28 protein-coding genes and 2 pseudogenes are annotated in these 26,322 nt (G+C 44.3%); 7 read left to right on the forward strand and 23 right to left on the reverse strand.

Features of this window, described 5'->3' with window-relative positions; genetic code table 11:
- Positions 1-42: 42 nt before the first annotated feature.
- The 6 genes and pseudogenes from eutH to ABZM97_RS20460 form a co-directional block, all read right to left on the reverse strand.
- Positions 43-1,155 carry an ethanolamine utilization protein EutH gene (gene eutH / locus ABZM97_RS20435; RefSeq protein WP_087991956.1) on the reverse strand — a complete coding sequence of 371 codons (1,113 nt, stop codon included), beginning with the start codon at positions 1,153-1,155 and terminating at the stop codon, positions 43-45.
- A gap of 248 nt (positions 1,156-1,403) precedes the next feature.
- Positions 1,404-2,390 carry a choloylglycine hydrolase family protein gene (locus ABZM97_RS20440; protein WP_367387089.1) on the reverse strand — a complete coding sequence of 329 codons (987 nt, stop codon included), beginning with the start codon at positions 2,388-2,390 and terminating at the stop codon, positions 1,404-1,406.
- Positions 2,391-2,763: 373 nt separating this feature from the next.
- Positions 2,764-3,576, reverse strand: coding sequence for a sugar-phosphatase (gene yidA, locus ABZM97_RS20445; RefSeq protein ID WP_087991932.1), 813 nt, complete (start codon positions 3,574-3,576; stop codon positions 2,764-2,766).
- Positions 3,577-3,615: 39 nt separating this feature from the next.
- Positions 3,616-4,176, reverse strand: coding sequence for a hypothetical protein (locus ABZM97_RS20450; protein ID WP_087991933.1), 561 nt, complete (start codon positions 4,174-4,176; stop codon positions 3,616-3,618).
- Complete coding sequence (locus ABZM97_RS20455; RefSeq protein WP_277986980.1) at positions 4,166-4,216, reverse strand: hypothetical protein; 51 nt, start codon at positions 4,214-4,216, stop codon at positions 4,166-4,168. The genes ABZM97_RS20450 and ABZM97_RS20455 overlap by 11 nt, the downstream gene beginning before the upstream one ends.
- Positions 4,213-4,527: pseudogene (locus ABZM97_RS20460) on the reverse strand (DUF3255 family protein). The gene ABZM97_RS20455 and the pseudogene ABZM97_RS20460 overlap by 4 nt, the downstream one beginning before the upstream one ends.
- Before the next feature lie 147 nt (positions 4,528-4,674).
- Between ABZM97_RS20460 and cotNE the strand changes: the two are divergent.
- Together cotNE and ABZM97_RS20470 are read left to right on the forward strand one after the other, a co-directional pair.
- Positions 4,675-5,031 (forward strand): inner spore coat protein CotNE, encoded by a 357-nt coding sequence (cotNE, locus tag ABZM97_RS20465; RefSeq protein WP_087991934.1) that lies wholly within the window; start codon positions 4,675-4,677, stop codon positions 5,029-5,031.
- A gap of 249 nt (positions 5,032-5,280) precedes the next feature.
- On the forward strand, positions 5,281-5,634 hold the full coding sequence (locus tag ABZM97_RS20470) for a hypothetical protein (RefSeq protein ID WP_087991936.1): 354 nt from the start codon (positions 5,281-5,283) through the stop codon (positions 5,632-5,634).
- A gap of 45 nt (positions 5,635-5,679) precedes the next feature.
- Here the strand turns inward: ABZM97_RS20470 and ABZM97_RS20475 are convergent, their stop codons facing one another.
- The 6 genes from ABZM97_RS20475 to ABZM97_RS20500 form a co-directional block, all read right to left on the reverse strand.
- The gene (locus ABZM97_RS20475; protein WP_367387509.1) at positions 5,680-6,021 is read right to left on the reverse strand and encodes a YxeA family protein; all 342 of its coding nucleotides are present in this window, start codon (positions 6,019-6,021) and stop codon (positions 5,680-5,682) included.
- Between the two features lie 22 nt (positions 6,022-6,043).
- Positions 6,044-7,918: an FtsX-like permease family protein gene (locus tag ABZM97_RS20480; RefSeq protein ID WP_202327824.1), complete on the reverse strand. Its 1,875-nt coding sequence runs from the start codon at positions 7,916-7,918 to the stop codon at positions 6,044-6,046.
- Positions 7,893-8,666, reverse strand: a complete 774-nt coding sequence (locus tag ABZM97_RS20485) for an ABC transporter ATP-binding protein (RefSeq protein WP_087991939.1) — start codon at positions 8,664-8,666, stop codon at positions 7,893-7,895. The genes ABZM97_RS20480 and ABZM97_RS20485 overlap by 26 nt, the downstream gene beginning before the upstream one ends.
- A 145-nt stretch (positions 8,667-8,811) precedes the next feature.
- Entirely contained in the window at positions 8,812-9,789 is a 978-nt protein-coding gene (locus tag ABZM97_RS20490; RefSeq protein WP_087991940.1) for a sensor histidine kinase, read from the reverse strand.
- Entirely contained in the window at positions 9,786-10,475 is a 690-nt protein-coding gene (locus ABZM97_RS20495) for a response regulator transcription factor (RefSeq protein ID WP_087991957.1), read from the reverse strand. Before ABZM97_RS20495 ends, ABZM97_RS20490 begins: the two co-directional genes overlap by 4 nt.
- A 122-nt stretch (positions 10,476-10,597) precedes the next feature.
- Positions 10,598-10,996 carry a hypothetical protein gene (locus ABZM97_RS20500; protein WP_087991941.1) on the reverse strand — a complete coding sequence of 133 codons (399 nt, stop codon included), beginning with the start codon at positions 10,994-10,996 and terminating at the stop codon, positions 10,598-10,600.
- Positions 10,997-11,155: 159 nt separating this feature from the next.
- Here ABZM97_RS20500 and ABZM97_RS20505 point away from each other — a divergent pair, with 159 nt between their 5' ends.
- Positions 11,156-12,121 (forward strand): iron-hydroxamate ABC transporter substrate-binding protein, encoded by a 966-nt coding sequence (locus tag ABZM97_RS20505; RefSeq protein ID WP_087991942.1) that lies wholly within the window; start codon positions 11,156-11,158, stop codon positions 12,119-12,121.
- Positions 12,122-12,164: 43 nt separating this feature from the next.
- Here the strand turns inward: ABZM97_RS20505 and fba are convergent, their stop codons facing one another.
- From fba to iolA, 10 genes and pseudogenes are all read right to left on the reverse strand, one after another.
- Positions 12,165-13,037 carry a class II fructose-1,6-bisphosphate aldolase gene (gene fba / locus ABZM97_RS20510; RefSeq protein WP_087991943.1) on the reverse strand — a complete coding sequence of 291 codons (873 nt, stop codon included), beginning with the start codon at positions 13,035-13,037 and terminating at the stop codon, positions 12,165-12,167.
- Positions 13,038-13,057: 20 nt separating this feature from the next.
- A complete protein-coding gene (gene iolI, locus ABZM97_RS20515) occupies positions 13,058-13,894 on the reverse strand; it encodes a 2-keto-myo-inositol isomerase (protein ID WP_087991944.1) in 837 nt (278 codons plus the stop codon).
- 86 nt (positions 13,895-13,980) lie between these two features.
- Positions 13,981-14,850, reverse strand: a complete 870-nt coding sequence (locus ABZM97_RS20520) for a sugar phosphate isomerase/epimerase family protein (RefSeq protein WP_367387090.1) — start codon at positions 14,848-14,850, stop codon at positions 13,981-13,983.
- An 18-nt stretch (positions 14,851-14,868) separates the two neighbouring features.
- Positions 14,869-15,903 carry a bifunctional inositol 2-dehydrogenase/D-chiro-inositol 1-dehydrogenase gene (iolG, locus tag ABZM97_RS20525; protein WP_333516342.1) on the reverse strand — a complete coding sequence of 345 codons (1,035 nt, stop codon included), beginning with the start codon at positions 15,901-15,903 and terminating at the stop codon, positions 14,869-14,871.
- Positions 15,904-15,925: 22 nt separating this feature from the next.
- Positions 15,926-16,138: pseudogene (locus tag ABZM97_RS20530) on the reverse strand (MFS transporter); the annotation flags it as partial.
- Positions 16,139-16,140: 2 nt separating this feature from the next.
- On the reverse strand, positions 16,141-17,034 hold the full coding sequence (gene iolE / locus ABZM97_RS20535) for a myo-inosose-2 dehydratase (protein WP_202327820.1): 894 nt from the start codon (positions 17,032-17,034) through the stop codon (positions 16,141-16,143).
- Between the two features lie 16 nt (positions 17,035-17,050).
- On the reverse strand, positions 17,051-18,964 hold the full coding sequence (iolD, locus tag ABZM97_RS20540) for a 3D-(3,5/4)-trihydroxycyclohexane-1,2-dione acylhydrolase (decyclizing) (protein WP_367387091.1): 1,914 nt from the start codon (positions 18,962-18,964) through the stop codon (positions 17,051-17,053).
- A gap of 32 nt (positions 18,965-18,996) precedes the next feature.
- On the reverse strand, positions 18,997-19,974 hold the full coding sequence (iolC, locus tag ABZM97_RS20545; protein WP_087991949.1) for a 5-dehydro-2-deoxygluconokinase: 978 nt from the start codon (positions 19,972-19,974) through the stop codon (positions 18,997-18,999).
- A gap of 23 nt (positions 19,975-19,997) precedes the next feature.
- Positions 19,998-20,813 carry a 5-deoxy-glucuronate isomerase gene (gene iolB, locus ABZM97_RS20550; protein ID WP_087991950.1) on the reverse strand — a complete coding sequence of 272 codons (816 nt, stop codon included), beginning with the start codon at positions 20,811-20,813 and terminating at the stop codon, positions 19,998-20,000.
- 74 nt (positions 20,814-20,887) lie between these two features.
- Positions 20,888-22,351: a methylmalonate-semialdehyde dehydrogenase gene (gene iolA / locus ABZM97_RS20555; RefSeq protein WP_202327818.1), complete on the reverse strand. Its 1,464-nt coding sequence runs from the start codon at positions 22,349-22,351 to the stop codon at positions 20,888-20,890.
- 413 nt (positions 22,352-22,764) lie between these two features.
- On the opposite strand from iolA, the gene iolR reads away from it, so the two are divergent.
- From iolR to ABZM97_RS20570, 3 genes are all read left to right on the forward strand, one after another.
- Positions 22,765-23,520 (forward strand): myo-inositol utilization transcriptional regulator IolR, encoded by a 756-nt coding sequence (gene iolR / locus ABZM97_RS20560; RefSeq protein WP_087991952.1) that lies wholly within the window; start codon positions 22,765-22,767, stop codon positions 23,518-23,520.
- A gap of 53 nt (positions 23,521-23,573) precedes the next feature.
- Complete coding sequence (locus tag ABZM97_RS20565; protein WP_087991953.1) at positions 23,574-24,506, forward strand: aldo/keto reductase; 933 nt, start codon at positions 23,574-23,576, stop codon at positions 24,504-24,506.
- 251 nt (positions 24,507-24,757) lie between these two features.
- Positions 24,758-25,072: a DUF2628 domain-containing protein gene (locus ABZM97_RS20570; protein WP_121641573.1), complete on the forward strand. Its 315-nt coding sequence runs from the start codon at positions 24,758-24,760 to the stop codon at positions 25,070-25,072.
- 76 nt (positions 25,073-25,148) lie between these two features.
- Here the strand turns inward: ABZM97_RS20570 and ABZM97_RS20575 are convergent, their stop codons facing one another.
- Positions 25,149-25,619: a hypothetical protein gene (locus ABZM97_RS20575; protein ID WP_087991955.1), complete on the reverse strand. Its 471-nt coding sequence runs from the start codon at positions 25,617-25,619 to the stop codon at positions 25,149-25,151.
- Between the two features lie 78 nt (positions 25,620-25,697).
- On the opposite strand from ABZM97_RS20575, the gene ABZM97_RS20580 reads away from it, so the two are divergent.
- Positions 25,698-26,276, forward strand: coding sequence for a CGNR zinc finger domain-containing protein (locus ABZM97_RS20580; protein ID WP_367387092.1), 579 nt, complete (start codon positions 25,698-25,700; stop codon positions 26,274-26,276).
- Positions 26,277-26,322 lie beyond the last annotated feature (46 nt).

Genomic DNA, 26,322 nt, shown 5'->3' on the forward strand with positions numbered 1-26,322 from the left:
CTGTAACATTCCCGATTGGACAAAGTTGAAACAGCTTCTGCCTCAGCTATAGCCGGCTGATGCGTGTTTTTGCTGATCAGCTGATTGTGCAGGCGTCATCCAGGCAGCCGCTGCCGCAGCTGTGATTCCCCCAGCTAATTTCCCAATGATCATGGCCGCCGCCATTTCTTTTTTCATTCCCGCCACAAAACCGAGATGGCTGCCAAGCACAAAGGCTGCGCTAACCGCAAACGCGACATTGATGACCTTTCCTCTCGGCGTCATATCTTTTAATGAGGCCAGCATCGGAATATGATGAGCCAAAGAGGTCACCAAGCCTGCTGTTGCTTTCTCATCTAAATGAAAACATCTCCCCACTGCCTGAAGCGGCTTTTTAAAGGCTTTTGTGATAAAGGCTGTCATCGGAAAAGCCCCTGCCAAGGCAATGGCGATGGTGCCAGTCGTTTGTATTCCTGTTTCAACGCTTTCCATTCCCGGAATCAGCACAATGCCGGTCATCGTTTCAACGGAAACAGCTGCGAGCCCGATAATCGCAACCATACTGACAGCCTTTCCGAACAGATGAAATAATCGAATGATGTTGTCGGTATACCGCCATAATCCAAAAGCGATCACAGCAGAAAAAAGACTCGGAATCAGAAGGTTTTTACCTATCATAATGGTGTCAAAACCTGCGCATAACCCGCCGATTAAGCACCCGATCGGTACTGTACACAGCCCGATTAATATGCCTTTCGCAAAATACGGGTGATCCTCTTTTTCGATGATCCCAAGAGCGACGGGAATCGTGAAGACGATTGCCGGCCCCATCATCGTTCCTAAAAACACCCATGAAAACAGTCCGGCATCTGGATCTTTGGCCATTTCTCCAGCGAGCGCGTATCCACCCATATCAATGGCCAAGATGGTGTTCGCAAAGGATGAGGGATCAGCTCCAATCGCTGTATAAACCGGAGATACGATGGGAATCAGGATTGCTGCCAGCACGGGTGCCAGCGACACAATTCCGATCATCGACAGCGCCAGCGGACCCATGGCTTTGAAGCCGTCGGCAAACCGCTCGCCAAGCCCCCATCTGTTTCCCAAACAATAATCCGCCGCTCCCCCTAGTAAAAAGACAGCTAAAATGAATACAACCGCATCGTTCACCATCAGGGGTTTCTCCTTTTTTAAACGTATGATTGGTTTAATCATATCATCTGAAATCACCTAATAGAGCTCAATCTTAATCAATATGCGCTAAAAATTCATTGATATCGGCTTTCTCAACGGCTGGTTATGATGTGCCGCGCTTATGCGAAACCGCTAATGTCCATTTGGTTTTGCCAATCATTCAAAAACTGTGAAATTGCACAAAAAAATAAGCTGACCCCGGATTCATAACGGCATCAGCTGATTGAATCTTAATTAAGCTCTAGAATATTTTCTTCTGCTTTAGCAGAAAACACTTTAGGCTCAAAACGGTCAAGGTCTTCATGAAATAAACTTACTTTTTGGATTTGCCGATTGTCGTAATGGTGAAAGTAGTAGTTTCCCGTGTCGCTGCACATCACAGAAGTATATTGCGTATAATCAATTTCGTCTTCTTCCGTTATCACAGCACCCTTGGGTATCGCCATGTTAGCCAAAAGCTGAAAAGCTGCGGATACACCTCTCGTTTCATCTGCCGCCGGCTCTAGATGTTCTTTCAGAAAAACAGCTCTGACAAACCGTGAAGGCGGTGTATAATCTCCCGGCAGACCTACAGTGCCCGAGCCTTCGCCAAAAGCGGACAGCATCAAGCCGGCCATCTCCTTGCTCTCGAATTGTTTCGGCCTTATTCCTATATATTGCCGAAGATTGGTCACATGCCATAAAAAGTCGGGGCTGTTCGTCATGACACCTGGTTGATTGTCATAGATTTTGATGCCTTCTGTTCTCGGTTCTATCGTCAGGCTGCGTCCCGTCCGGTCTGACAATATCCAGTGTAGCGGTAAAACTGTATCCAATAGCTCTAATTTCTTCTCTACAATCGTTAAAGATTGGATCTTTTCTTTTACGTCTTCCAAAGACTTACAGACTGACAGCACCCATGTGACAAACTCATGCGGGGCAATATGAACGCCGTCTCCCCGTATCGTTTTTTCGTACTCCGCATATCCCATAAAATAAAGCGCCGCACAAGATAAACCGCTTTCATTAACACCGTCGGCAAATAATATATTTCCAAGTTTTCTCCCCATACCGATAAACGCGTACTGCGTTTGATGCACCTTTCCGTCAGCTTCACTCGTCCAGCTGTAACGGCGCGGATAGAGAATGACCTCCGTCCCCAGCTGAAATGCAAAATCCATTGTTCTCGCTAATAAATGATTCCGGTCAGTAGTTTCCAATGTAAGACTTGTGCACATCTGATTCAGTCCCCTTTCAATTCAGGCTAAAATCATACATTTTGTGAACGAGTTGTTTTATCAGCATAACGAAAGTCAAATAGATTCGTCAAAAGATTAGCATGACATCAAAACAATGAACAAGAAGATTCGTTCCTCAAAAAAAAATGTACGATGCTGATGTTTATGGCGATTGCTTCCTTTTTATTTCTACAGTCCTCTTTCTTCAGCAGCAGAGCCAATCAGAAATTATACAGGTTTATGATCAATCGCTGACGTTCTAAATATCGACGGGGCAGCAGGAATGTTAGCGTCCATTCCGCAATTACAGACCGGACAGGCACAATAAAGCCGCCATAACAAAAAATCCAGCCTCCTAAAAGGCTGGACTTCATTATTTCGCCAAAACAAGCTCGTGAATCGCATGCGCAACTCCATGTTCATTATTGGAGCGTGTTTGAAAGTTTGCGGCCTCCAATACTTCTGGGATGGCGTTTGCCATGGCAACGCCGCATCCCGCCCATTCAATCATTGTCAGGTCGTTCCCGTTGTCACCTATGCTCATGACTTCCGCCTGTTCAATTTCAAGCAGCTGCGCCAGCTGGCGTACGGCATTTCCTTTGCTGGCTTCCGGATGCAGAATTTCATAAAAGAAAGGCGCGCTTCTGACCATCGTATATTTTTCTCTCACGTCTTCTGGAATTGATGTAATGACGCGGCTTAAGTTCTCCGGTTTATCAATAAACATCACTTTCGGGATGAGGATGTCTTTTGGCATTTCGTCAACTTTGCGGTAATGAAGCGGCACTTGTGTCACATAGGATTCGTATACGGTAAATTCACTGATATCCCGGTTAGGCGTATACAGATTAGATGAGTCAAAGTAATGCATCGGCGTCTTCAGCTCTAAGCTCAGGTCATATAATGAAGTTAAATCATCATATCCGAGAGACAGCTCCGTGACCACTTCATTTGTATGCGTATTTTGAACAAGCGCTCCGTTGTACGCGATGACATAGTCGCCTTCTTCAATTAAATTCAGTTCATCTAAATATCTCCGCACTCCCCCGATAGGCCGGCCGGTGCAAAGCACAATTTTGACGCCTTCCGCTTTTGCCGCGTGAAGCGCGTTGCGGACCTCCTCTGTTACTTCATGGTGATCATTTAAAAGTGTTCCGTCCATATCAATTGCAATTAGTTTGTACATCCTGCATCTCCTTCATGTCGTTTTCAGGCTATAGTCCCATCATATCGTTTTTTCTTTTTGATATTCAACTGGAAGAGATGATTTTCTCCTGATTCTATTTTGACGCCGGCCTTGTCTTCGCATACGCGTGCGCGGTTTCCGCTTTGTTTCTGTCTCCATTTCGCCGTTTTCTGCTTTTTTCTGTTTCATCAGCAGGAAGCCGGCAGCTAAAAAAGGAATGCCGGTTATATTCAAGATGGCTAGCTTCACACCTGCCGCCGTCAAAAAGACTGCCCATGATGATGAAGGGTTCCGTCTGATCATAACGTAAGCGGCCATTTCCATAACAATCAGGATGGCGTGAAGCACTACACAATAAATAAGCAATACAAGCGCAAAAAACAAAATATAATTCACGAATGCCCCCGAGTAGATCATAGCGCGCATCATTTGGATAAATGATAAGGACTGCATAGATCCGCTGATGACATTAGGATTATAAATCGTATAGTCACTCAATAAATGTTTAATCTTGAGAAAAGCCCAAAACATAAAAATCCACTGAATAATATGTAAGATAAGTCCTGTTAACACCAGGCTTTCAGCTTTTTTATTTCTCATATGTCTCCTCCTTGCCGGTCCTTGATTCGATTCTTGTCATCGTTTTTGTCTGGCCATTTTGCTCCCATATTTCAACGTCCCGTTTTCACCTCTTTTCAGCGTGCTTTTGAGCGGATAATAGGAGCCGAGATACTGAATCTCAATGAACCCGTCAGTGATCTGGGACATGATCTTGTATGCCTTAAAACAGCTGTACCTCTCCCTTTAATCACTTCCGTCTCTGCTACCTCGTCTTTGGTAAATGTAACTGCTGCATCTCACGCCGTCCATGGGTCCCGGGGTCATCCCCGCATCCCACGTTCCATCATAAAATGGCGTTGCTGTTGGCAGCCCGCTATCATGAACATACATCCGTTAAGAGTAACATGGCACAGTTTTTCTCATCGCAATCTCCGTCCTTTCTCTCCTTTTTGGGCGAATGCCGTGGCACTGTGCCAATGACTACATAAGTTATAAAGAATTCACCCATATTTTACATTTTTTAAGGAGATTGATCACATGGACCCTTATCAATATTACAGTCCGCAGCCGCCTTACTATAGCCAATATGAATACAATCCTTATCCGCAGCAGGATTATTATGAGCCCCTCCAGATGGACAGACAGCCGCCAGCATTAGAAAGAAGAATCGCAGCACTTGAACGGCAAAATGAACAACAAACAAGAGAGTTAACACGCCTTACAAATGAAGACCGCCGCCAAAATCGGGAAATTGCACGGATGGCCGAACAGGTCAATCAGTTAAGCCAGGCTGTTGAACGCCATACCCGCCGCTTAAATCGGCTCAATCAGCGCCTCCGCACAGTAGAAAACAGGCTGAATATCCCATTTACCGCAGGCGAAGGCGGTTTTTGAAGCGGGCAAAGAAAGAAGCGGAATACGATTTTCCCGATTTCAGGGTTTCGTTTTCCGCACTTCTTATGATTTTAACGCGGAGCATTTACATAAAAAGGGTTTGCACAAGTATACAATCTTTACCGTTTTCATTCAAAGATAGAGGGGGTAAGGAAAATAATTGTAGTTTCTCATTTGCAGAATTTCTTTTCATTCAGGTTGCATGATAATACTGACTCACGTCAATTGATCATTATGGAGGGATCATTCATGCATAATACACAACACGGCTTGCAGCAGCTGAACCAAGCCCGCCAAACTGCTCAGCAGCTCATTCAGCAAACACAGCAAAGCAGCCAGCAATATCGCCAAATGCTTCATCAGGAGCAGCAGAACATCCAAATGCTGCAGCAGATACTAAACCACGAACAACAAGCTGCACATACCATTCAGCAAGCACTGCACGGACATGATATGGCGATTCAAAAATGCCAGCAGGTTGTCAACATGTGCAACCAAATGCAGCAGGAACTCACTGGGCAATCCAGCGGCATGAATTCGAATGTATCAGCACTTCCATTCGGACAAAACACGCCATTCCAGCAGCATTCCTACCAGCAGTAACATATAAAAGCAAGCGGCATAGCTCCCCCTATGCCGCTTGCTTCTCTATTGTTTTAATTGTGATTGGACTTTTTTGGGCAAATCTTTATATTGCACTTCTTCCCAGGTCTCTACATATTTGCCTTTTGTGTTGACTTTTAAATAGGCATTCTTCCGCAGATCACCGCTTGCCAGGAACGTTATTTCGCTCTTTCCACCGGACTTATTGCAGCCGTCTAATGTATATTTAGTGCCGCCTGGTTTAAGATGCTGGCCATCTCGATTCATCTGGACATACATATCCTGTCTGGGAACAAGCGGGTTGATTCTGTCTGTTATCTCGTTATGAATGAAGAGAATGCTGCAAATCGCTGCGATAACCCCTGCCCCCACAATAATTGAAAAGATTTTTTTTCATCTTTACCTTCCTTTATTTCATCGTTAAATCGCTTTTTATTTTTTTCAAGTAGCTAAACCGCACCATCAAGAAGAACAGCAGCTGAAAAGCTAAAAATCCTCCGATTGTCAGCAGCAATGGTTTGGTTACGTTGACAAAGTCGCCAGCTCTAATGGCAAAAACCGTATGAAGAACAGCCATCGCAAAGGGAAAGAAGAACAAGATCGCTAATTGAATGGTTACGCTCTGTGACATTTCTTCTTCACTAAATCCAATCTTCGCTAATGAACGGTAGCGCTTCTGATCTTCCTCTAAATCCGTAAACAAACGGAAATACAAAAAGCTTCCGGCCGCGGTAAAGAAGACAATGGCAATGAAAAGCCCAATAAATAAGCTTAAGCTTGGCAGTTGCACTGTCATATAGTGCGTGCTGGCCTTCGCATCAAATTGAAAGTGAACGTCAGAATAATCACCATACAATTTATTTGTAAGTGATTGGCTGATGCCTAAACTGTCTTTCCAATTCTTAAATTTGTAACCAATGAGCTTCGTGCTTTCTCCAAGCTTATGAAGCTTTTTGTAGGTTGTTTCATTTACGACAAGAACGCTGTATACAGAAATCAGCGGTTTTTTTGTTTCTTTCACTTGGAGCTTCTGATTTGCCAGCTCATTTTTTTTGTTCAGCAGATCTAATTGTTTCGGAAATTCAGTTTTATCCTTGACTTCATAGGTGCTTGGGAAATAGATGCTTTCCCCGTTTTTCAGATCATTCATGCTCATGCTGAAGTGCTTTTGAAATGTTCCCTGATCCATTAAGATAACAGGCGGCACTTCATCTCCCCGCTTATAGCGCACATATGAAACCTGCATATCATAACGAGTAAATGAGAAATGGTTATGCTTCAGTTCGTGTTCAATATCTTGCAGGTGCTGTTTTTCTTTCGGATTGCCTTCAAAGGATAAGTACTCCATTTCATAGGCTGAATCCATTGCCCCGACAGTTGATTTGTAAACCGCCAGCACCCCTGTGGCTGTAAATGCCACTGCTGAAATAATACTGACGATAAAAAACAGACGGGCGTTATCCTTTAAGCGATAGACTAAATCAGAAATCCAAATGACATTTTTCCCGCGCAAATAAAAGCCCTTCCACTTCTTCACGGCCCGCAATATCCAAATGCTGCTCTGGCTGAAGAAAAAATACGTTCCGACAATGGTTAAGATCAAAATCAGAAAAGGCATATAGGAGTGAACATTCTCTTTTAAGACCATTCCGTAGCCCATCACAAGGCATGCCACGCCGAAAATCGACAGAAGGATAGACGGCTTCGGCTCAGGTTTCATGTTTTCCGCGCCTTTGATCAGCAAAATAACGGTTTTGGATTTAATAAAAAAGAGCGTAAACTGCGATAATAGGAAAAATAAGAGCATAAATCCGCAAATCGTAATCCCCAACGCCTTCCAAGGCATATAAAGGGGCAAGGCGTCCATTTCTAAAATATAAGCGCCGATTGTAAAAAATGTTTTTGAAAAAATCAGTCCGCCGATGATCCCGGCAACAATTGAAAAGGCGCCGATCATCATGTTTTCAGCTGTCACCAGCACCCGCAGCTGGGCGGGCGTAATCCCCTGAATCAGCAAAATGCCAAACTCTTTGTTTCTGGATTTCAAAAAAGCATTAACGGAATATAGAACAAATAAAATTGAAAAAATAAAAATCATCCACTCCGCTGCTGTTAATCCTTTCCTCGCAATGGTATTCAAGTATCCTTCCTTAAGAGCAGGATGAAAAATAAACATAGCGAAAGTAAAGAAAATCAATACAGAAAAAGCACTGCTCAAAAAGAACGCCAAATACGACCGTTTGTTTCGTGTAACATTTTTATAAGCGAACTGAAGAAAGGTCATTTGCGTTTCCCCCCAGCATAGAAAGTACATCCAGAATTTGATCATAAAACACCTGGCGGTTATCCCCGCGGTAAATTTCGTTAAACAGTGTTCCGTCTTTAATAAAAATCACACGCTGGCAATAGCTTGCCGCCACAGGATCATGGGTGACCATCAATGCTGTAATCTGATCGTTCTGGTTCAGGCTTTGCATGGTTTCCATAACATCCTTGGAAGCTTTAGAGTCTAGGTTTCCCGTCGGTTCATCAGCCAGAATCAGTGAAGGTTTATGAATCACTGCTCTCGCAATGGCCGCCCGCTGGCGCTGTCCGCCTGAGACCTCAAACGGACGCTTTTGTAAAAGATTCTCTATTCCAAGCTTTTCTGCGATGGCATACAGCTTTTTTTCCATGACAGAAGGAGATTCTTTTTCGAGTGTTAACGGCAGCATGATATTTTCGCCAATCGTCAGTGTATCAAGCAGATTAAAGTCCTGAAACACGAAACCAAGCTGTTTGCGCCTGAATTGTGCCAGCCTTGTTCTTTTCAGATTGTGAGGGTTGTCTCCTTTGATCAAGACATCTCCGGAATCAGGACGATCTATGGTAGAGATGATATTCAAAAGCGTTGTTTTACCGGAACCCGACGGGCCCATTACAGCCGTGAATTCCCCTTCTTCTACTGAAAAAGAGATTTGTTTTAACGCCTGGTGGGACACTTGTCCTTTGTAAGTTTTATTTAAATGTTTGACCTCGAGCATATTCGCCATGAGAATCCTCCTTATCGTTATTCTTCATCAGAAACCGGCTTATCATGTGTGCGAAGAACCTCATAAAAAATCCCCCCTGATAAGCTGGTAAACAAATCTTATCAAGAGGGATGGCAGTGTGCTATGCGGTTATCTTAATGCCTCCTTACACTTTTGTAAGAAATAAAAATTGTACCGCTGTGCCTTTTCCCGAAGAAGAGCTGATCTCTACTTCATGATTCAGTTTTTTCGTAATTTCTTTCACCAGATGAAGGCCTATCCCGGTTGATTCTTGGAAACGCCGGCCGTTTTCACCTGTGTAATAGGGGTCAAACACACGCTTTATATCCTGTGAGGGAATCCCCACACCATAATCTCTTACTTCTAACACCGTTTTAACCTCATGCTGAAATATCGTCAGCTCAATCCGGTCACTCATTCCCGCGGAATACTTCACCGCGTTTGTCACAACCTGCCCAATCGCAAATTTCAGCCATTTTGGGTCTGTATAAATCGTATCGTCAGTGAGAATATTCGTTTTCGGATATACACGATGCTCAATAAAATACCGTTTATAGCTTTGAATAACGGTTTGGAGAATCTCGGATAAAGAGACTGCTTCTATTTTGAAATCTCTCTCAAACAGGTCGAGCCTCGAGGAATATAGCAATGTTTCCAATCCATATTCAATCTGCCGGACTTCTTTTTTGATTTGCCCAAAAATGGGTTCGTCCTCTTCCTGAATGATTAAATTAATAACAGAAAGCGGTGTCTTCACTTGGTGCACCCACTGGTTCATATAGGTTACCCTATCCTCCAGTTTGGCTTCTTTTTCTTGAAGCTTTTGATTGTGGAGGCGGTTCAGTTCCATCTGTTTTTCATAAAGCTCAGAACAAAACAAAGAAGAACCTAAATCAGGCACTTCCGCATCCTCCTGATGAGAGCTGATCCACTGATAAACACCGCGGTCTTGATACCAGCGATAGATCAAATACACCGCTAACAACAGCAGCTGCACGCCGAGTATATAGAATAAATGGGCAAGGGAACGCTGGCCTGCAAACCAATAGTACGTAAAAACAAAAATGCCTTGAATCAGAAAAAGCAATATTAAGAGTACATGAGCCCGTAAAAACAGTCTCATGACAGCGGCCTCAACTGATATCCTTCACCGCGGACAGATTCGATCGAAAAAGGCACCTCTAAGTCACGAAGCTTTTTGCGCAAACGGGTGATATATACATTCAGCGTATTGTCATCAACAAACAGATCAGTATCCCACGTTTTTTCCATTAACCGGTCTCTTCCCGTTACCTTTTCTCCGCGTTCCAGCAACACCTCAAGAAGCTTGCTTTCTTTCTTTGAGAGCTCGCACTTTTGTTCTTGATAACGCAGTTCAAATCGCTCTACATACAGCTGCACACTCTCGAATTCCACGATTCTTTCTCCCTGCTTTACCGCATACTCTCCATACGCCCTGCGAATTTGGCTTTTGATTTTCGCGAGCACAATATCATAAGAAAAGGGCTTTTCAATATAATCATCGCCGCCGTTTTCAATCGCCATCACCTGATCCATTTCGCCGCTTCTGGCAGAAATAAAGATGATCGGGCTGGTCGAATGCTGGCGGATTTGCCGGCACCAATAATATCCGTCATAGGCCGGCAAGTTGATATCAAGCAGCACCACATCGGGCTTTTCCCGCAAGAACTTATCCAATACAGCTGTGAAATCATTGGTAACCACGGTATTATATCCGTACTTCTCTAAATAATTTTGTAATAATGACCGAATGTCTTCGCTATCTTCCACAATCATGATTTTATTCATGCAATCCATCCTCCAAAAGGATAAGGCCGTTTCAGAGCCATCATTTTTTGATGCCCCCATCATAATGCTTTCATCGGTTCTGCGCAACAAGAGAAAGCGGGCCTTCATAAAAGACCCGCTTCTTACCGTTCTTTGCGAATATGTATATCTTGAATCGATTGTTTTGGTGCATGAAATCTGCTTTCGGCTTCACTTCTTACCTCAGCAAAGGCCCGTGCCTCCACATTGTCTTTGTAGACATCCAGCTGAATCAGATACAGCGGACGCACTTTAAAACCATGAATAATCGTCACAGCCCACAGCGGGAGCACAATAAAAATTCCTGGTAAATCGGGCAGCACAAAACCAAACGCAAATACGAAAAAATAAATAATTCCATACATGATCCATTTTTTATTTCTAACCTTGATGCCAATCAATAAAAAGGCAAAAAAACTGGTGATAGCAAAAGGCATGAAAATAAACAGCATCCACCAGCTATGCCGCCATTCCCAAGCGGCACCTCTTTTTGTAATTTCCATATTTTTCTCCTCCTATTTACCTATAATAATAGATTAAGCATACCACGTCACCTGTTAACGAGAAAATAGTGATAGACGGAGCACAGGTTTCCTGCTATATTATTAATTGATAATGATAATCATTACTGATTAATTAAAATACATATTGGGGGATTCTTGATGAAAAAGAACACATTGCTCGTGGGCATGCTGGTGCTGCTTCTTATGTTTGTCAGCGCTTGCAGCGGCACGGATTCGAAAGGAAGCTCAGGTGATTCAGCTTCCGATAAGACAGAAATGAGAACATACAAATCAACAAAAGGAGACGTCAAAATCCCTGCACATCCGAAACGCATCGTCACTGATTTTTATGCTGGTGAATTGCTGTCTGTCGGGGCGAATGTGGTTGGCTCGGGTTCATGGTCATTTGATAATCCGTTTTTAAAATCAAAGCTGAAAGATGTGGAGGATGTCGGTGATCCGATCAGCGTCGAAAAAGTGACGGAGCTTCAGCCTGACTTAATTGTTGTCATGAATGAAGAAAATATCGATCAATTAAAAAAAATCGCGCCAACTGTTGTCGTTCCTTATAACACAGCGAAAAACATAGAAGACACAGTCAGCATGTTCGGGGATATCGCCGGAGCGAAAGACGAAGCAACATCCTTTATGGCTGACTTTAACAAAAAAGCGGAAGCAGCCAAAAAGAAAATGGCCGGCGTCATCGACAAAGATGCGACTTTCGGTATTTATGAAAACACGGACAAGGGCGAATTTTGGGTGTTCAATGACAATGGCGGACGCGGCGGCCAAGCTGTATACAACGCGCTTGGGTTAAAAGCGTCTGAAAAAATTGAACAAGATGTCATCAAAAAAGGAGAGATGAAACAGCTCTCTCAAGAGGTCATTCCTGAGTATGCCGCAGATTATATGTTCATTACGGACTACAATCCGAAAGGCGAAAGCAAAACACTCGACAAACTGAAGGAATCCGCTATCTGGAAAAACCTAGACGCCGTCAAACATAACCGCGTGTTTATCAATGACTTTGACACATTCTACCCATACGATCCGATTTCCGTCAGCAAACAGGTTGATTTGATTGCTGATATGCTGGTGAAGCGTGAGAAAGAAAACCAAAAATAAATGGCATGACAAAAGCACTCACGATGACGTGAGTGCTTTTTCTTCAGCTGACTTGCTGTCTAGCGGCTTTTCCCGCTGAGCCGAATTCTTTCATTTTGCTTTTCACTGTTTCTTTTACCGCGTCAATTCCCGGCGTCATATAGGCGCGGGGTTCGTATAAGTCCCGATTTTCTTCAAACATGACGCGCGTTTTTTCTGCCCATGCCACCATACATTCCGTATTGATGTTGATCTTCGCGTGACCAAGCTGAATTGTTCTTGCGATTTGATCAGCCGGAATTCCCGATGCGCCGTGAAGAACAAGCGGAATATTCGTGACCTTAGCGATTTCCTCCATCTCTTTGAATCCGAGCTTAGGTTCACCTTGATACTTTCCATGGACTGATCCAAGCGCAGCCGCCAGGGCATCAATATTGGTTTCTTCCGCGAGACGCTGGCACTCATGAAGATCAGCGTATTTGACGCCGCCCACAAGGCCGTCCTCCATGCCGCCTACCGTGCCGACTTCAGCCTCCACTGACACACCGTGAAGCTTGGCATAATCCGCTACCTCTTTCGTCATGGCGATATTCTGATCAATCGGCGAATGTGATCCGTCAATCATGACCGAGCTAAACCCTGCGTCAATGGCTTGTTTGCAGCGCTCCACACTGCTGCCGTGATCAAGGTGAAGGACAACGGGAACGGTGATTGACAATTCTTCCATTAATGCATTGACCATCACGGCTACGGTTTTGAATCCGCCCAAGTAGTCGATCAGCCGATCTGATGCCGCCGCAATGACAGGAGACTGTTCTTCCTCCGCAGCCCGCAAAATCGCTTTTGTCCACTGCAGGCCATTAATATTAAACTGGCCGATTGCGTAATGCTCCCGTTTTGCATCTTCAAGAAGCTCTTTCATCGATACAAAAGCCATGTTCACCCCTCCTTTATCCATTACATGTTGAAGTATTTTGATACAACATCAACCGTTGTTTTTTTCGCTGTTTGAATGGCTTCCTCGGCACTCAGCTTATAGTATTCAGGCCGGAAAAGCTCAACCGATACAACATCAGAGAAACCGATTTCTTTGAGGGCTGATAAATGGGCATCTAAGTCAATCGCCCCTTGGCCAGGCCACACACGATCCTCATCCGTTAAAAAGCCGATTGGGAAATCTTCGGTATCGTCGATGTGGTAGATGAAAATTTTCTTTCCGTCCGCCTGCTTTAAGCTCTCAATATTTGAACCCATCGCATGGAAGTGGAAACTGTCAAGGACAAGCCCGACATTGTCACGGTTGACTGTGTTTACGATGTCGTACGCCTGTTCAAACGTATTGACCGTACATTGCGGATGCCCGACAAATTCAAGCGCGATTTTTACGCCGTACGGCTCCGCGATATCTGAAAGCTCAGTCAGCATCTCTACACTGCTCTTTTTGATCTCTTTTTTTACAATCTTCTGCTCAGTCACAAGCGGAACGGCCACGACATATTTTACGCCGAGGGTTTTGCACGTTTCCATCATGTCTTTAAATTCAGCGATGATCTCATTTGTGTCCTTTTCATCACGGTTGTTGAAAAAAACGAGTGCGTTTAAGGCAAGCGGTTTAATGTGATGGGTTTGAAAATACTCCGCAAGATCGTCCAATGAATGGTTTTTTAAGTACTCCGGCAGCTTATCCAATGTGCGGATTTCAATATAATCATAGCCGTGCTTTTCGCACAGTTCTAAATCCTGTTTAAGATTTGAGTTTTCCAATGTTGTGGCTTCATTAAAACAAAGTTTCATGTCAGACTCCCCCATCTGCGTTTTAGATATGAAGGGAGTTCGGCAGGGAGGCTGTTCGCCATATCCCGCCGAACTCCATGCTCAGCTTATGCCAGACCTAATTCTTCTTTCATTTTTTGAAGCATAAAACGGCTTGATTCATCCGCTCTTTTGTCAACCCAAGCAAATACGGCGTTGGTCGCAATTCCATCGAACTTCATTTCTCTCATCTTTCTGAAAATCGTCTCAAAATCAACCTCGCCTTGGCCAATGTCCAAATGCTGGTGAACCGTTACTTTCGCGTCAGGCGGATTGACGATATAGCGCAGGCCATGAGCCGCTTTATGATTATAGGTATCCGCAAATAAAACATGTGTGAGGCGGTCGCCGGCTTCGTCAAACATTGTCTCGATGTCGCCTTTGCCGTCATCATAGAAGAAGGTATGCGCAGTTGAATAGACAAGATTGATCCAATCCTTGTCAAGCGCGCGGATCATATCCATCGCACCTTTGTGCGTTTCGATAAAATCGTATGGATGGGCTTGAAGATTCAGTTTAACGCCTTCTTTTTCAAAGACTGGCAGAAGCTCATCCATGGATTTGATAAATTTTTCTTCACTTGTTAAAGGATCATATTTTGAACCGCTGAATTCACTGTTCATCAAATCCACTTCAAGTTCAACCGCAATTTCGATCGCCCTTTTCCAATTGCGCACCGCAGCCTGGCGGCGGTCTTCATCAGGACCCGCCCAGTGGTAAAGAGGGAGGAGCGATGAAAGCTTAACACCTGTATCCTTTAAAAGCCGCTTTAATTGTTTAATCTTTGCTGAATCGACCTTCGGATATTTATAGAATGGACAAAAATCCTCGCGCGGCGATAGCTCAATATACTCATAGCCAAGCTCCACCGTTTTATAAACCATTTCCTCCAACGTTAAATCATCACGATACATCGATGGATCCAATGCTAATTTCATATTTTCACTCCTCTACTTTTAGTTTTCAACTGTTGTATAAGATTGATAGAATTCCGGCTTTTCCTTCAAATCAACTTTTTCTTTTTGTCCGGATTCCTGGGCTTTTACACACGCGTCAGTCGTAACAGCGGCAATATAGCCATCCCACGCCGTCGGTCCGCTGACCTCGCCTTTCTTTTGAATGGAATCAATGAAGTCTTGGATTTCTACGTCGTACGCGGCCACAAAGCGTCTCTGCCAATCCATCAGAATATCTGTGCTGAATTTGCCTTCTTTTCTCATGCTGATGCTTGATGGTTCAGGGAGCTTGATGACACCGTCTTCTCCGACGATTTCACATTGAATGTCGTAGCCGTATTTACAGTTCACATAGATTTCTGCATTGATGACGATGCCGCCTTTTGTTTCAATGACTACGATTTGCGGATCTTTTAAATGCGGAAGCGCATTTTTCGATTTTTTCGGATAGATGACTTGAACGGACTCGTAGTCATCATTGACGAGCCAGTGCAGCACATCAATTTCATGAACAAGCGTATCAACAACAGCCATATCCGTTGTGTAATTTTCGGGAACACTTGGGTTGCGGTGCGCGCAGTGAATCATAAGCGTCTCACCGATGACATGGTTATCGAGCGCTTCCTTCAGCTGTACGTAACCGCTGTCATAACGGCGCATGAAGCCGACTTGAACAAGGCGTTTGCCCACTTTGATTTCCTCTTCGACGATGCGCATGCATCCTTCAGCCGTTGTCGCGAGCGGTTTTTCACAGAACACATATTTTTGGGCGTTAATCGCTTTCAGTACGCTCGATTCATGCGCAGGCCCCCAGCTTGTCACTAAGACAGCGTCTACATTTTCGTCGGCAAGAAGACTGTCATCATTCGGATAAACCGCCGCGTTTAATTGGTATTGCTCAACGACCTTTTGCGCGGCTTCTTGATTCACATCCGTTACAGCCACGATTTCCGCACCGGACAGCTTGTTCGTGATGCGGTTAATATGTTCTTTTCCGATTGCTCCAGTTCCAATTACACCAATACCTAAACTCATTGACAGCCACTCCTTCTGTTGGTTACATGATTTTGCTTTCTGTTCCTTGCTTTACTTGGGTCCGAGGAGATCCGTAGAGTTCCTCCTGAATTTGTTCAAGCGACTTGCCAGATGTATTCGGCGCGAAGAGAAGCCCGATGATCATACTGGCCGTCACACATCCGGGAAGAATTGCAGCCATTGTTCCAATGCCGAAATTGGTCATAACCATTGGGACAAACAGACTCCAAACCCCCATTAAGCCAGATTCAACAACTGCTTATCAATATAGTTTCTGGCGATCAATGCATACTCAAGCGGGTTTGCCACATCAGGGTCCTGTTCAGCTTCAACGACAATCCATCCGGAATAATTGTTCTTTAACAGCAGCTGATATACGTCTCTAAAATCAATGCATCCATCACCGGGAACCGTAAACATGCCTTTTAAAAACGATTGCCGAAACGACTTCCCTTCAAGCCTGCACTGTTCCATGACATTCAGTCTGGCATCTTTAAAATGCACATGCTTAATGCGGGCGAAATGCTTCTCAAGCATTCCCATGTAGTCTCCGTCAGAAATATAAGCATGGCCTGTATCATAGAGGAGGTGTACATGCGCAGGGTCTGTACCCGCCATCAGACGGTTCACTTCTTCCGCCGTTTGAACGCCAGTGCCGAGATGATGATGATAGACAAGCTTTAAGCCATGCTGATCGGCAATTTTGCCAAGGTGATCGAGCCCTTCACAAAGCCGTTCCCATTCTTCATCATTAAAGTACGGTTTATCTGTGAACACGTTTTTTTCCAGGCCTTGCACACTGTAGGTTTGTTCAGAGACAACAGCGACATCCGCTTTTACTTGCTGTAAGTACTCACAATACGCTTTAAACGCCTTTGCTGTTTCTCCGAGTCCGTCTCGGAGGATGAAGCTGCTGAACCATTTTCCTGCGATCCGCAAATTCCGAAGCTTCAGCTCTTTATTCAGGATGGCAGGTTCAGGGAAAAAGCCCCCGACTTCCGTGCCTTGAAAACGCGCGACGACAATATCACTTAACAAATGCTGAAGAGTATTTCCCGCTCCGATTTCAGGCATATCATCATTCCGCCACCCAATGGGAGCAATCCCCCACAGGATTTCATTTTTGCCCATCTATGATGCCTCCCCTCTAATACTGCTTAGCAGATTCCAGCATTTTCTCTTTTGCTTCGTATGCTTTCTGAACACTTTCTTGTTCAGACACCTCTGCTACGCCGACATGCCACCAGCTGTCATAGCCGTCCGTCATTGTTTTTGGCAGAACCTTCATTTCAATTAACGTTGATACGTCCTGTTTCTTCGCATCCTCTAACGCCTCTTTTAACTCTTCTACTGTGTTCGCACGATAGGTTTTCGCGCCGTATCCCTCAGCAACTTTCGCATAATCGACATTTAAAATCTGGTTGTCATCTGTGCGGAACTCACAATAGTAGCTGCCGCTGCCATGATCCATTTGCAAGTTGTTGATACATCCAAAACCAGAGTTATCAAAGAGCAGCACATTGATTTTCTTGTTGTACTGAATCGCTGTAATCAGCTCAGAGTGAAGCATCAGGAAGCTGCCGTCTCCGACAATGGAATATACTTCTCTGTCAGGGTGGGCCAGTTTAAGCCCAAGTGTCCCGGACACTTCATAGCCCATGCAGGAGTACCCGTATTCCAGGTGATACGTATTCGGAACATTTGAATGCCACAGACGCTGTAAATCTCCTGGAAGAGAGCCCGCTGAACAAATGATTACGCTGTCTTCAGCAATCGTTTCGTTGATTGTCAGCAATGCCGTTGTTTGCGGAAGTTCCGTATTCAACGCGTCAGCGTATTCATTTAGAATCTCTTGAGAGAAATGATGTTTGATTTCCGGATCAAACGCTTCCCGTTTAAATGCCACTTTGCTGAGGCGTTCGCGTTCAGCGAGCCATTCGTCCTTCAGCTCCTTGATCGTTGAGCCGAATTCACTCTTATAGCCTGCAAGCAAGCCGTGCAGTTTGCCAAGCGTTACTTTCGCATCCGCCACCACTTGGAACGCGTCGAGTTTATACGCCTGCATTCGGCTGACATTAATGTTCAGGAACTTCGCTTTATCAAAATCAAAAGCGGTCTTAGAGGATGTCGCAAAATCCGTATATCTTGTGCCGATGCCGATAATCAAATCAGCTTGGCGGGCCGCTTTATTTGCCGCAAGTGTACCTGTGATGCCCATTCCGCCGAGGTTGTTCGCAAAATCAGCTTCAACTGTCGACTTTCCTGCCTGCGTTTCAACTAACGGAATGTGATACGCTTCAGAAATGGCAACCAATTCATCGCGCGCACCGGAATATTTTGCGCCGCCGCCGACGAGGATCACAGGATTTTTGCTGGCTTTCATCAGCTCCGCCGCACCTTGAAGCTCGCGCTCGCTCGGCTGCATGCGATCAATATAGTGAATCCGTTTGACGAAGAAACTTTCATCAAAGTCGTATGCTTCTCCTTCCACATCCTGAGAAATACAAATCGTTGCCGGACCTGCTTTTGCCGGATCAGTCATGACTTCAAACGCGCGCAGCAAACTGCTCATAAGCTGCTCGGGGCGCGTAATGCGGTCCCAGTATCTCGATACAGGTTTCAATGCATCGTTTGTCGTAATCGCCGCGCTGTATTCTTGCTCCATTTGCTGCAGTACAGGGTCTGGCTGTCTTGTCGCAAATGTATCTGCCGGAATGAAGAGAACCGGGATATTGTTTGCCAATGCAGTGCCGGCCGCTGCTACTAAGTTGGCCGCTCCGGGTCCGACGGATGTAGAGACCGCATATATCTTTCTTCTCAGCATTTGTTTGCTGTACGCCATTGCGGCATGCGCCATTCCTTGTTCATTTTTCCCTTGATAGACTTTCAAATGGCCTGCATCCTGCTCAAGCGCCTGGCCAATCCCTAATACGTTACCATGACCGAAAATCGTGAAAATCCCTTCAACGAAAGGCTCTTCCTTTCCATCTACATGGATGTACTGCTGGTTTAAGAATTTAATCAGCGCTTGTGCTGTTGTTAAGCGAATTTTATTACCCACAAACGATCCCACCTTTACTCGATCTTTTTCAATTATGACTGTGCTTCAATAAGCTGTACGATTTCTTCCGCAGTCGGCATCGCTTCTGACGAACTGTGCTTGCTCACCACAATGGAGGCTGAAGCGCTGCCGTATTTCAATGCCGTTTCGATATCTTTTCCGCTGACAAGGCCATAGATGAAGGCTGACGCATAAGAATCACCAGCTCCAAAGGTTTTCAGCACGTTTGTCTTGTACGCTTGCGCTCGGAATACCTCGCCTGATTTGCTGTATGCGTAAGAGCCTTCGACGCCGTGTTTAATGACAACGAGGTCGGCTGAATGCTCAAATAAATGATTGACTGATTCCTCATTGCTTCCGCCTGTGCGATTTTCCATGGCGTCAAATTCATCGCGTGTGCCAATGACAATATCAGACTGCTCGGCGACCAAAGAATAGTAAACGGCTGTTTCATCCGCTGACTGCCACGTATATGGGCGGTAATCCAGTTCGAACACCACTTTGACCTGATGCTTTTTCGCATATTGAACAGCTTTCAACACCGCTTCCCGTGACGGGCTTTTGGCGAGCGCTGTCCCCGAAACCAGCAGCATTTTCGCCTTTGCGATATACGCCTCGCTTACCTCTGAAGGCTCCAGATAGAGGTCTGCCACATCATCGCGATACATTAAGATGCTGCACTCCTCAGGGCTGAGGATTTCTGTAAATGCAAGGCCCGCTTTATGGCCATCTTGATCAACAATCATCTGCGTTGTGTCAACGCCGGTATTTCTCATATAGGACTCTATGAATCTTCCATGCTGGTCATCTGGAATTTTGCCGATGAATCCCGCTTTTAAGCCTAGCTTCGCGCTGCCGATCGCGATATTCGCAGGTGAACCGCCGACGTATTTCGAAAACGTCATCGTTTCTTCCATTGGGCGGTTGTATTCCACTGCGTTCAAATCAATACATGCCCGGCCGATGGCAACAATATCAAAAGCCTTCTCTTCATTGAATGTATACTTCATCGTAAACAGCCACTCCTCACTTGTTAGCGTTCTAAAATCCACTCATGCGCCGGGTCGTTATGAAACTTCCATTTCCGCGTCGGCCCTGCCATGACATTTAAATAGTAGGATGTATATCCATCCGGAACGCCTACCGGGTGGTATCCAGCAGGAACGATGACAACGTTTTCATTTTCGACGGTCATCGTCTCGTCAATGGAGCGGTCATCTGTATATACGCGCTGAAACACAAAGCCCTGTCCCGGATCTAACTCATGGTAGTACGTTTCTTCTAAGAAAGATTCTTCCGGCAAGTTGTCTTGATCATGTTTATGAGGCGGGTAGCTGGACCAGTTGCCGCTTTCTGTATAGACTTCAACTACTAATAGGCTGTTAGCTGAAGGGTTTGAGTCCGGAAGAATGTTGTGAACAGTCCGTTTGTTTGAAAACTTCCCGCGATGCTCAATTCCGGTGTCTTCCGCTTTGATTAGCTTTGTTGGAAGCTGTTTTTCTGATGGAGAATAGCAAAGCGCCACTCTTGCGTCGCTGACCGCTGTAATCTCAAATGCACGGTCATTTGAAATATAGACGCTGTCTGTCGGTTTTCGTTCGAATACGCTTTCACGTGTGCCGATATTCTCAAAAGTCGACTCATGATCGGTCACTGTGATTTTTCCCGTTACTGCCACAATACAGATTTCTTGTTTTTTCAACTCTTCTGCATAGCTGGAACCGGAAGCGAGATCTAACACTTTAAACTCTACATAGGTGAGATCAGAGTTGGATTTCGTTACTTCGTGCACCAGTTTGACCCCATTCGATCCTTCATTCGACTGCGGCTTACGCAACAAATAACTCATAGTGAAGCCCTCCTCTTTCTATTGGCAGAATGAGTCCGAACAGCGCACATGGACGCCGTTCGGCTGTTCGTCGTTTAGTTGAAATCAGGCGCCGGATATCTTGCTGTAACCACTTTTTTACGCGTATAGAAGTCGACGCTGTCTTTTCCGTTCGCATGCAGCGTTCCAAAGAATGAAGACTTCCAGCCTGAGAATGGGAAGAACGCCATTGGAGCCGGCACACCCAGGTTGATGCCGAGCATTCCCGCATCGATGTTTTCACGGAAGTAGCGGATTGCATTTGAGTTGGATGTGAACAGGCAGGCACCGTTCGCAAACTCAGACTTATTGGCAATTTCAATCGCTTCTTTCAGGTTTTTCACGCGGATAACAGATAAGACCGGCGCGAAAATTTCATCTTTCCAGATCGTCATCTCTGTCGTGACATTGTCAAAGATCGTCGGGCCGACAAAGTAGCCTTCGTCAGACCCATTTTCACGTCCGTCACATACGAGTCTCGCGCCTTCTTCCAAACCTTTTTCGATATAGCTGAGTGTGCGTTTCTTGTTGTCTTCGCGAATAACCGGTCCTAAGAACACGCCGTCATCAAGGCCGTTACCGATTTTAATGTCAGCCACTTTTTCCTGCAGCTTCGCCATAAACTCATCAGCGATTCCTTCTTCAACCGTCACAACCGCACAAGCCATGCAGCGTTCACCGGCAGAACCGAAGGCTGCTCCGATGATGTTTGTGATTGTGTCTTCGAGATTCGCATCGTTCAGGACAATCGTATGGTTCTTCGCTCCTGTCAAAGATTGAACGCGTTTTAAGTTTTCGCTTCCTTTTTTGTAAACGTATTCGCCGACCGGCTTGGAGCCTACGAATGAAATCGCTTTAATTTCTGGATGCTCGAGGATGCCGTTCACAACGTCATGCGCACCGTATACGACGTTGAATACCCCTTTCGGAAGACCCGCTTTTTCAAAAAGCTCAACCAATTTCTCTGTTAACAGCGGCGTCCGCTCAGATGGCTTTAAAATAAATGTGTTTCCGAGTGCGATTGCCATCGGGAACATCCAGCAAGGAACCATCATCGGGAAGTTGAATGGCGCGATTCCGCCGACAACTCCGATTGGGTAGCGGTAGTTGGCCGCTTCAACGTCCGTTGCGATGGAAGCAAGTGAGTCACCCATCATCAGGGAAGGTGCTCCAGCTGCGAATTCCACGTTTTCAATTCCGCGTCCCACTTCTCCAAGCGCTTCTTTTGTGTTTTTTCCATTTTCAATGGTAATCAGATGAGCAAGTTCTTCTTTATGCTGAGAAAGCAGCTGCTGGAAGTTAAATAGAATTCTGGCACGGCGCGGAACCGCCACTTTTGACCAGGTTTGAAATGCCTCAGCCGCTTTTTGCGCAGCGTACTCAATATCCTCTTTTGTAGAGATCGGCACTTGGCACAGCACTTCTTTCGTCGCCGGATTAACAACTTCTTCGTATTGATCTGTTTTGCTTTCAACCCATTCACCGTTGATGTAGTTTTTTAATTTTCTGATTTCTGCCATTCTTATTGCCTCCTTCATTAGTAAACACATACACTTGTATGGATGGTTCAAGATAGATTCATATCAATATCCACTTTTCAGCAAGCCAAGAATTAAACGCTTTCAAAAAAACCAAAAAAATAAATGGCGATGCAATTTGAAATAAGCAACCATTTCATGCACATCAGGTTACTTTTTGGTCATTTCTTGGTTATATTCTAATCGCACAATACCCATAAGTCAATCATAAACACTACATTTTTTCATTATTTTTATTATATTAATCTTTTAACTAATTAAGAGATAAACAAGAAGTCCGTCGATTCTTGCAAAAGATATACACCGGTGTTATCATTTTTTAATCAACTATTGATAAACTTTTGGTTTTTATTATATATTTATGTTACGTAAAGATTCAAGAAGGAGTTTTTAATATGAAACTGATGCGGATTCAGGAAATGGAGGAGTACATATTATCGCATGGCACTGTTTCCTTAGATGAGCTGTGCCAGGTGTTCAATGTCTCTAAAAACACAGTCAGACGAGATATCAACAAGCTAACAGAAAAGGGTGCGATTGAAAAAGTATACGGCGGCGTAACATCTATTGAAAAAACCGCATTAGTTCCTTTTGAGAATCGCACCATTCAGCACCAAGATGAAAAAACAAAAATCGCCCATTATGCCTCCCGTTTTATTGAAGATCACGATTTGATCTTCATTGATTCAGGAACGACAACAAAGTCTATTCTCGATACGCTTGACCCGGCCAAAAATGTCACCATTTTAACCAACAGCTTAGACATTATCAATGCGGCGTCAGCTTTGAAGAATATCAACTTAATCATTATCGGAAACAACTATAAGAGAAAAACCCGCTCCTTTGTCGGCATGGACGACCCGGCTATGCTTGATAAGTACAACATCAACAAAGCCTTTATGTCCGCTACCGGAACGACGCTGACACACGGATTGACCAATTCCGATCTGCTGGAGTACGACATTAAAAAAAGGATTTCGGAAAAAGCAAAAGAAGTGTATTTATTGGCTGACCATTCTAAATTCGGAAAATCAACACTTTTGACATATGCGCCGTTTGACAGGCTGCGTTGCATTGTGACATCTCAGCCATTAGATGACGAGTACACACAGTACTGCAATGAGCACCAAATCAGCATTCATCTGGCCTAACGGTTACAATAGTGTTGAGAGTCTTTCATCCATTTTATTCTAGGAGGCAGATCATGAAAAAAGCTACGCTCGGAAAATCAGACTTGCAGGTATTCCCTATCGGATTAGGAACAAATGCTGTCGGAGGACATAACCTCTACCCGAACCTGAATGAAGAAACCGGGAAAGAACTGGTACGCGAGGCGATCCGTAATGGTGTGACCATGTTAGACACCGCTTATATTTACGGGATCGGCCGTTCCGAAGAGCTAATTGGTGAAGTGCTGAGCGAGTTCAATCGCGAAGATGTCGTCATCGCGACGAAAGCGGCGCACAGAAAAGAAGGAAATGACTTTGTCTTTGATAATTCACCAGAATTCCTTAAGAAATCAGTTGATGAAAGCCTGAAGCGTTTGAATACGGATTATATCGATTTATTCTACATTCACTTCCCGGACGAACATACGCCGAAGGATGAAGCGGTTAACGCGCTGAATGAGATGAAGCAAGCCGGAAAAATCCGTTCCATCGGTGTATCCAACTTCTCTTTAGAGCAGCTGAAGGAAGCAAACAAAGACGGCTTGGTAGATGTATTGCAAGGCGAATACAACCTGTTAAACCGTGAAGCGGAAAAGACATTTTTCCCGTATACGAAGGAGCATAACATTTCATTTATCCCTTACTTCCCGCTCGTATCAGGATTATTGGCAGGAAAGTATACAGAAGATACAACGTTCCCTGAAGGAGACCTGCGAAACGAACAAGAACACTTCAAGGGCGAGCGTTTTAAAGAAAATATCAGAAAGGTCAACAAGCTTGCGCCGATTGCCGAAAAGCACAACGTTGATATCCCGCACATCGTATTGGCTTGGTATTTGGCAAGACCGGAAATTGATATTTTAATCCCTGGGGCAAAACGTGCCGATCAGCTGATTGATAACATCAAAACAGCCGACGTAACGCTTTCTCAAGACGATATTTCGTTTATTGATAAGCTGTTCTCATAATAAAAGGAAACCCGCCTTCTCACTTAGGAAGGCGGGTTTTGTATATTAATCTTGATCGCATTTCCCATATTTATACTTAATTGGATTTATATCATCCTTTTTTTCGTTTTTTTAAATTTGAAGTTACTTTTTCCCTAAAGTAGTAGTATGATAGGAATTGTTGAGCAGAAAATGAACTTTGCAATCTTTCTTTTGTCTTATTTTTCTTTGATTCTGCTTACGATATCATCTTAGAGAAGAGGTTGAATACGATGAAGGTTTTGCTGAAAAACGAAGGCGGACTGACAAAGGAAGTAAAAGTCGGATTTAGCTGGACGACTTTCTTCTTCGGGTTTTTCCCTGCGTTATTCCGCGGTGATTTAAAATGGGCTGCGATCATGTTTATTATTTCTGTCGTTCTTGGCTCATTTACGTTAGGAATTGGCGGCTGGGTCAGCGGCATTGTTTTCTCATTTATTTATAATAAGCTTTACATAAAAGAACTGATCGAAAAGGGATACCGCCCAGCAAACGAAGAATCCCAAGCGATTTTAGAAAGAAACCAAATCGTTACACCTGCAGCATAAGAATGAAAACCTTACCCCATTAGGAGTAAGGTTTTTTCATGCCTATTTCGCGTATGACAATCACAAGATCATCTCTCTATGCTGTTGTGAACCACGTATATAAATAAGCTGTCGTCCCTTCATACCCAAACACTAGAAACAAATTCCATTCATCATAGATGACGACATGTCTGCTTTCATTTGTAAATAGCCGTTCATCAATTTGAATCCCGTTATTTTCATAGGCAAGAATTCGCTGTAAAACAGATGCTCCGTCAAATTCTGAAAAGATCCCATACTCTATCACCGATTCCAGTATTTTGGTGATTACAGCCTCTCTGTTTTTCTCTACCGCCGCTCTGTTCCATTCCCAGCCAACTTCTGCATACTCTTCCCTCTCCATCAATAAACGAAAGACTTCTTCCACTGATCTCTCTTCTGGTCGTTCAGCTGTTAAGTAAAAAATGAATGATTCTGAGTCAGGCTCGAGGCATTCTTGAATACTGATATGTGGCAAAAAAGACAATTGCCTGCTGCACACTTTCTCAAGCTTTTGTTTTTTCAACACGATAAATCCTCCTTTTTCTCATATCCTTGCGTGAAAAAGGTTTTGGCGCTTACAATGATGTTGAAAGGAATGATTACAATGGCAAATACGCAATTCCCTCTGATCACACAAAACCTTTCTCTCGATCTCGTGAATACAGAAATCATCAGCTATGATAAACGGCACGATCTCATCCAGTCAGAAAAAGATCTGATGGCATGGTTAGAAATAATGGGAGAAACCGCTCCTTTTCTCCATTCTTTTACGTTACAGCAAGTCCAAGAACTTGATTCTCTCGTGCTGCAACGAATTCATCAATTCCGCGCTGAGCTAAGAAAACACTTTGAGCGTATCGCCGAGGGCAGTGAACCCTCTCAAGCTTTCATCTCTTTCCTGCAAGATCAAATTGCCGCCGCTCCCTTTTCTTATCAAATCATAGATGACACACTGGCACGCATACCGAATGGAACACTCGATCAATCCATTTTATCGCTTATCGCTTACGACGCGTTATGGCTGATTCATACAAAAGAAATCCAACAGCTGAAAAGGTGCGCAAACGAAAAGTGCATTTTGCTCTTTCTTGATAAAACAGGAAGGCGAAAATGGTGCTCCATGAAGATATGCGGCAACAGACAAAAGGTCTCGCGCCATCAGAAAAAAATCAACAATGAGTAAACCGTTCCCCAGTGAACGGTTTTTTTACTGTTATCATAAACTAACC

It is taken from the genome of Bacillus vallismortis (assembly GCF_040784915.1).
GTDB classification, from domain to species: domain Bacteria; phylum Bacillota; class Bacilli; order Bacillales; family Bacillaceae; genus Bacillus; species Bacillus subtilis_G.

Coding starts and splice junctions, on each gene's coding strand:
- ABZM97_RS20470 (WP_087991936.1), top strand. CDS start 5,281: ATGCATAATACACAACACGGCTTGCAGCAGCTGAACCAAGCCCGCCAA.
- yidA (WP_087991932.1), bottom strand. CDS start 3,576: ATGTACAAACTAATTGCAATTGATATGGACGGAACACTTTTAAATGAT.
- cotNE (WP_087991934.1), top strand. CDS start 4,675: ATGGACCCTTATCAATATTACAGTCCGCAGCCGCCTTACTATAGCCAA.
- ABZM97_RS20485 (WP_087991939.1), bottom strand. CDS start 8,666: ATGGCGAATATGCTCGAGGTCAAACATTTAAATAAAACTTACAAAGGA.
- ABZM97_RS20495 (WP_087991957.1), bottom strand. CDS start 10,475: ATGAATAAAATCATGATTGTGGAAGATAGCGAAGACATTCGGTCATTA.
- iolG (WP_333516342.1), bottom strand. CDS start 15,903: ATGAGTTTAGGTATTGGTGTAATTGGAACTGGAGCAATCGGAAAAGAA.
- iolE (WP_202327820.1), bottom strand. CDS start 17,034: ATGGGCAAAAATGAAATCCTGTGGGGGATTGCTCCCATTGGGTGGCGG.
- ABZM97_RS20505 (WP_087991942.1), top strand. CDS start 11,156: ATGAAAAAGAACACATTGCTCGTGGGCATGCTGGTGCTGCTTCTTATG.
- ABZM97_RS20490 (WP_087991940.1), bottom strand. CDS start 9,789: ATGAGACTGTTTTTACGGGCTCATGTACTCTTAATATTGCTTTTTCTG.
- ABZM97_RS20480 (WP_202327824.1), bottom strand. CDS start 7,918: ATGACCTTTCTTCAGTTCGCTTATAAAAATGTTACACGAAACAAACGG.
- ABZM97_RS20500 (WP_087991941.1), bottom strand. CDS start 10,996: ATGGAAATTACAAAAAGAGGTGCCGCTTGGGAATGGCGGCATAGCTGG.
- ABZM97_RS20565 (WP_087991953.1), top strand. CDS start 23,574: ATGAAAAAAGCTACGCTCGGAAAATCAGACTTGCAGGTATTCCCTATC.
- iolA (WP_202327818.1), bottom strand. CDS start 22,351: ATGGCAGAAATCAGAAAATTAAAAAACTACATCAACGGTGAATGGGTT.
- ABZM97_RS20570 (WP_121641573.1), top strand. CDS start 24,758: ATGAAGGTTTTGCTGAAAAACGAAGGCGGACTGACAAAGGAAGTAAAA.
- ABZM97_RS20440 (WP_367387089.1), bottom strand. CDS start 2,390: ATGTGCACAAGTCTTACATTGGAAACTACTGACCGGAATCATTTATTA.
- iolI (WP_087991944.1), bottom strand. CDS start 13,894: ATGAAACTTTGTTTTAATGAAGCCACAACATTGGAAAACTCAAATCTT.
- ABZM97_RS20520 (WP_367387090.1), bottom strand. CDS start 14,850: ATGAAATTAGCATTGGATCCATCGATGTATCGTGATGATTTAACGTTG.
- iolB (WP_087991950.1), bottom strand. CDS start 20,813: ATGAGTTATTTGTTGCGTAAGCCGCAGTCGAATGAAGGATCGAATGGG.
- fba (WP_087991943.1), bottom strand. CDS start 13,037: ATGGCTTTTGTATCGATGAAAGAGCTTCTTGAAGATGCAAAACGGGAG.
- ABZM97_RS20580 (WP_367387092.1), top strand. CDS start 25,698: ATGGCAAATACGCAATTCCCTCTGATCACACAAAACCTTTCTCTCGAT.
- ABZM97_RS20450 (WP_087991933.1), bottom strand. CDS start 4,176: ATGAGAAATAAAAAAGCTGAAAGCCTGGTGTTAACAGGACTTATCTTA.
- iolR (WP_087991952.1), top strand. CDS start 22,765: ATGAAACTGATGCGGATTCAGGAAATGGAGGAGTACATATTATCGCAT.
- iolC (WP_087991949.1), bottom strand. CDS start 19,974: ATGAAGTATACATTCAATGAAGAGAAGGCTTTTGATATTGTTGCCATC.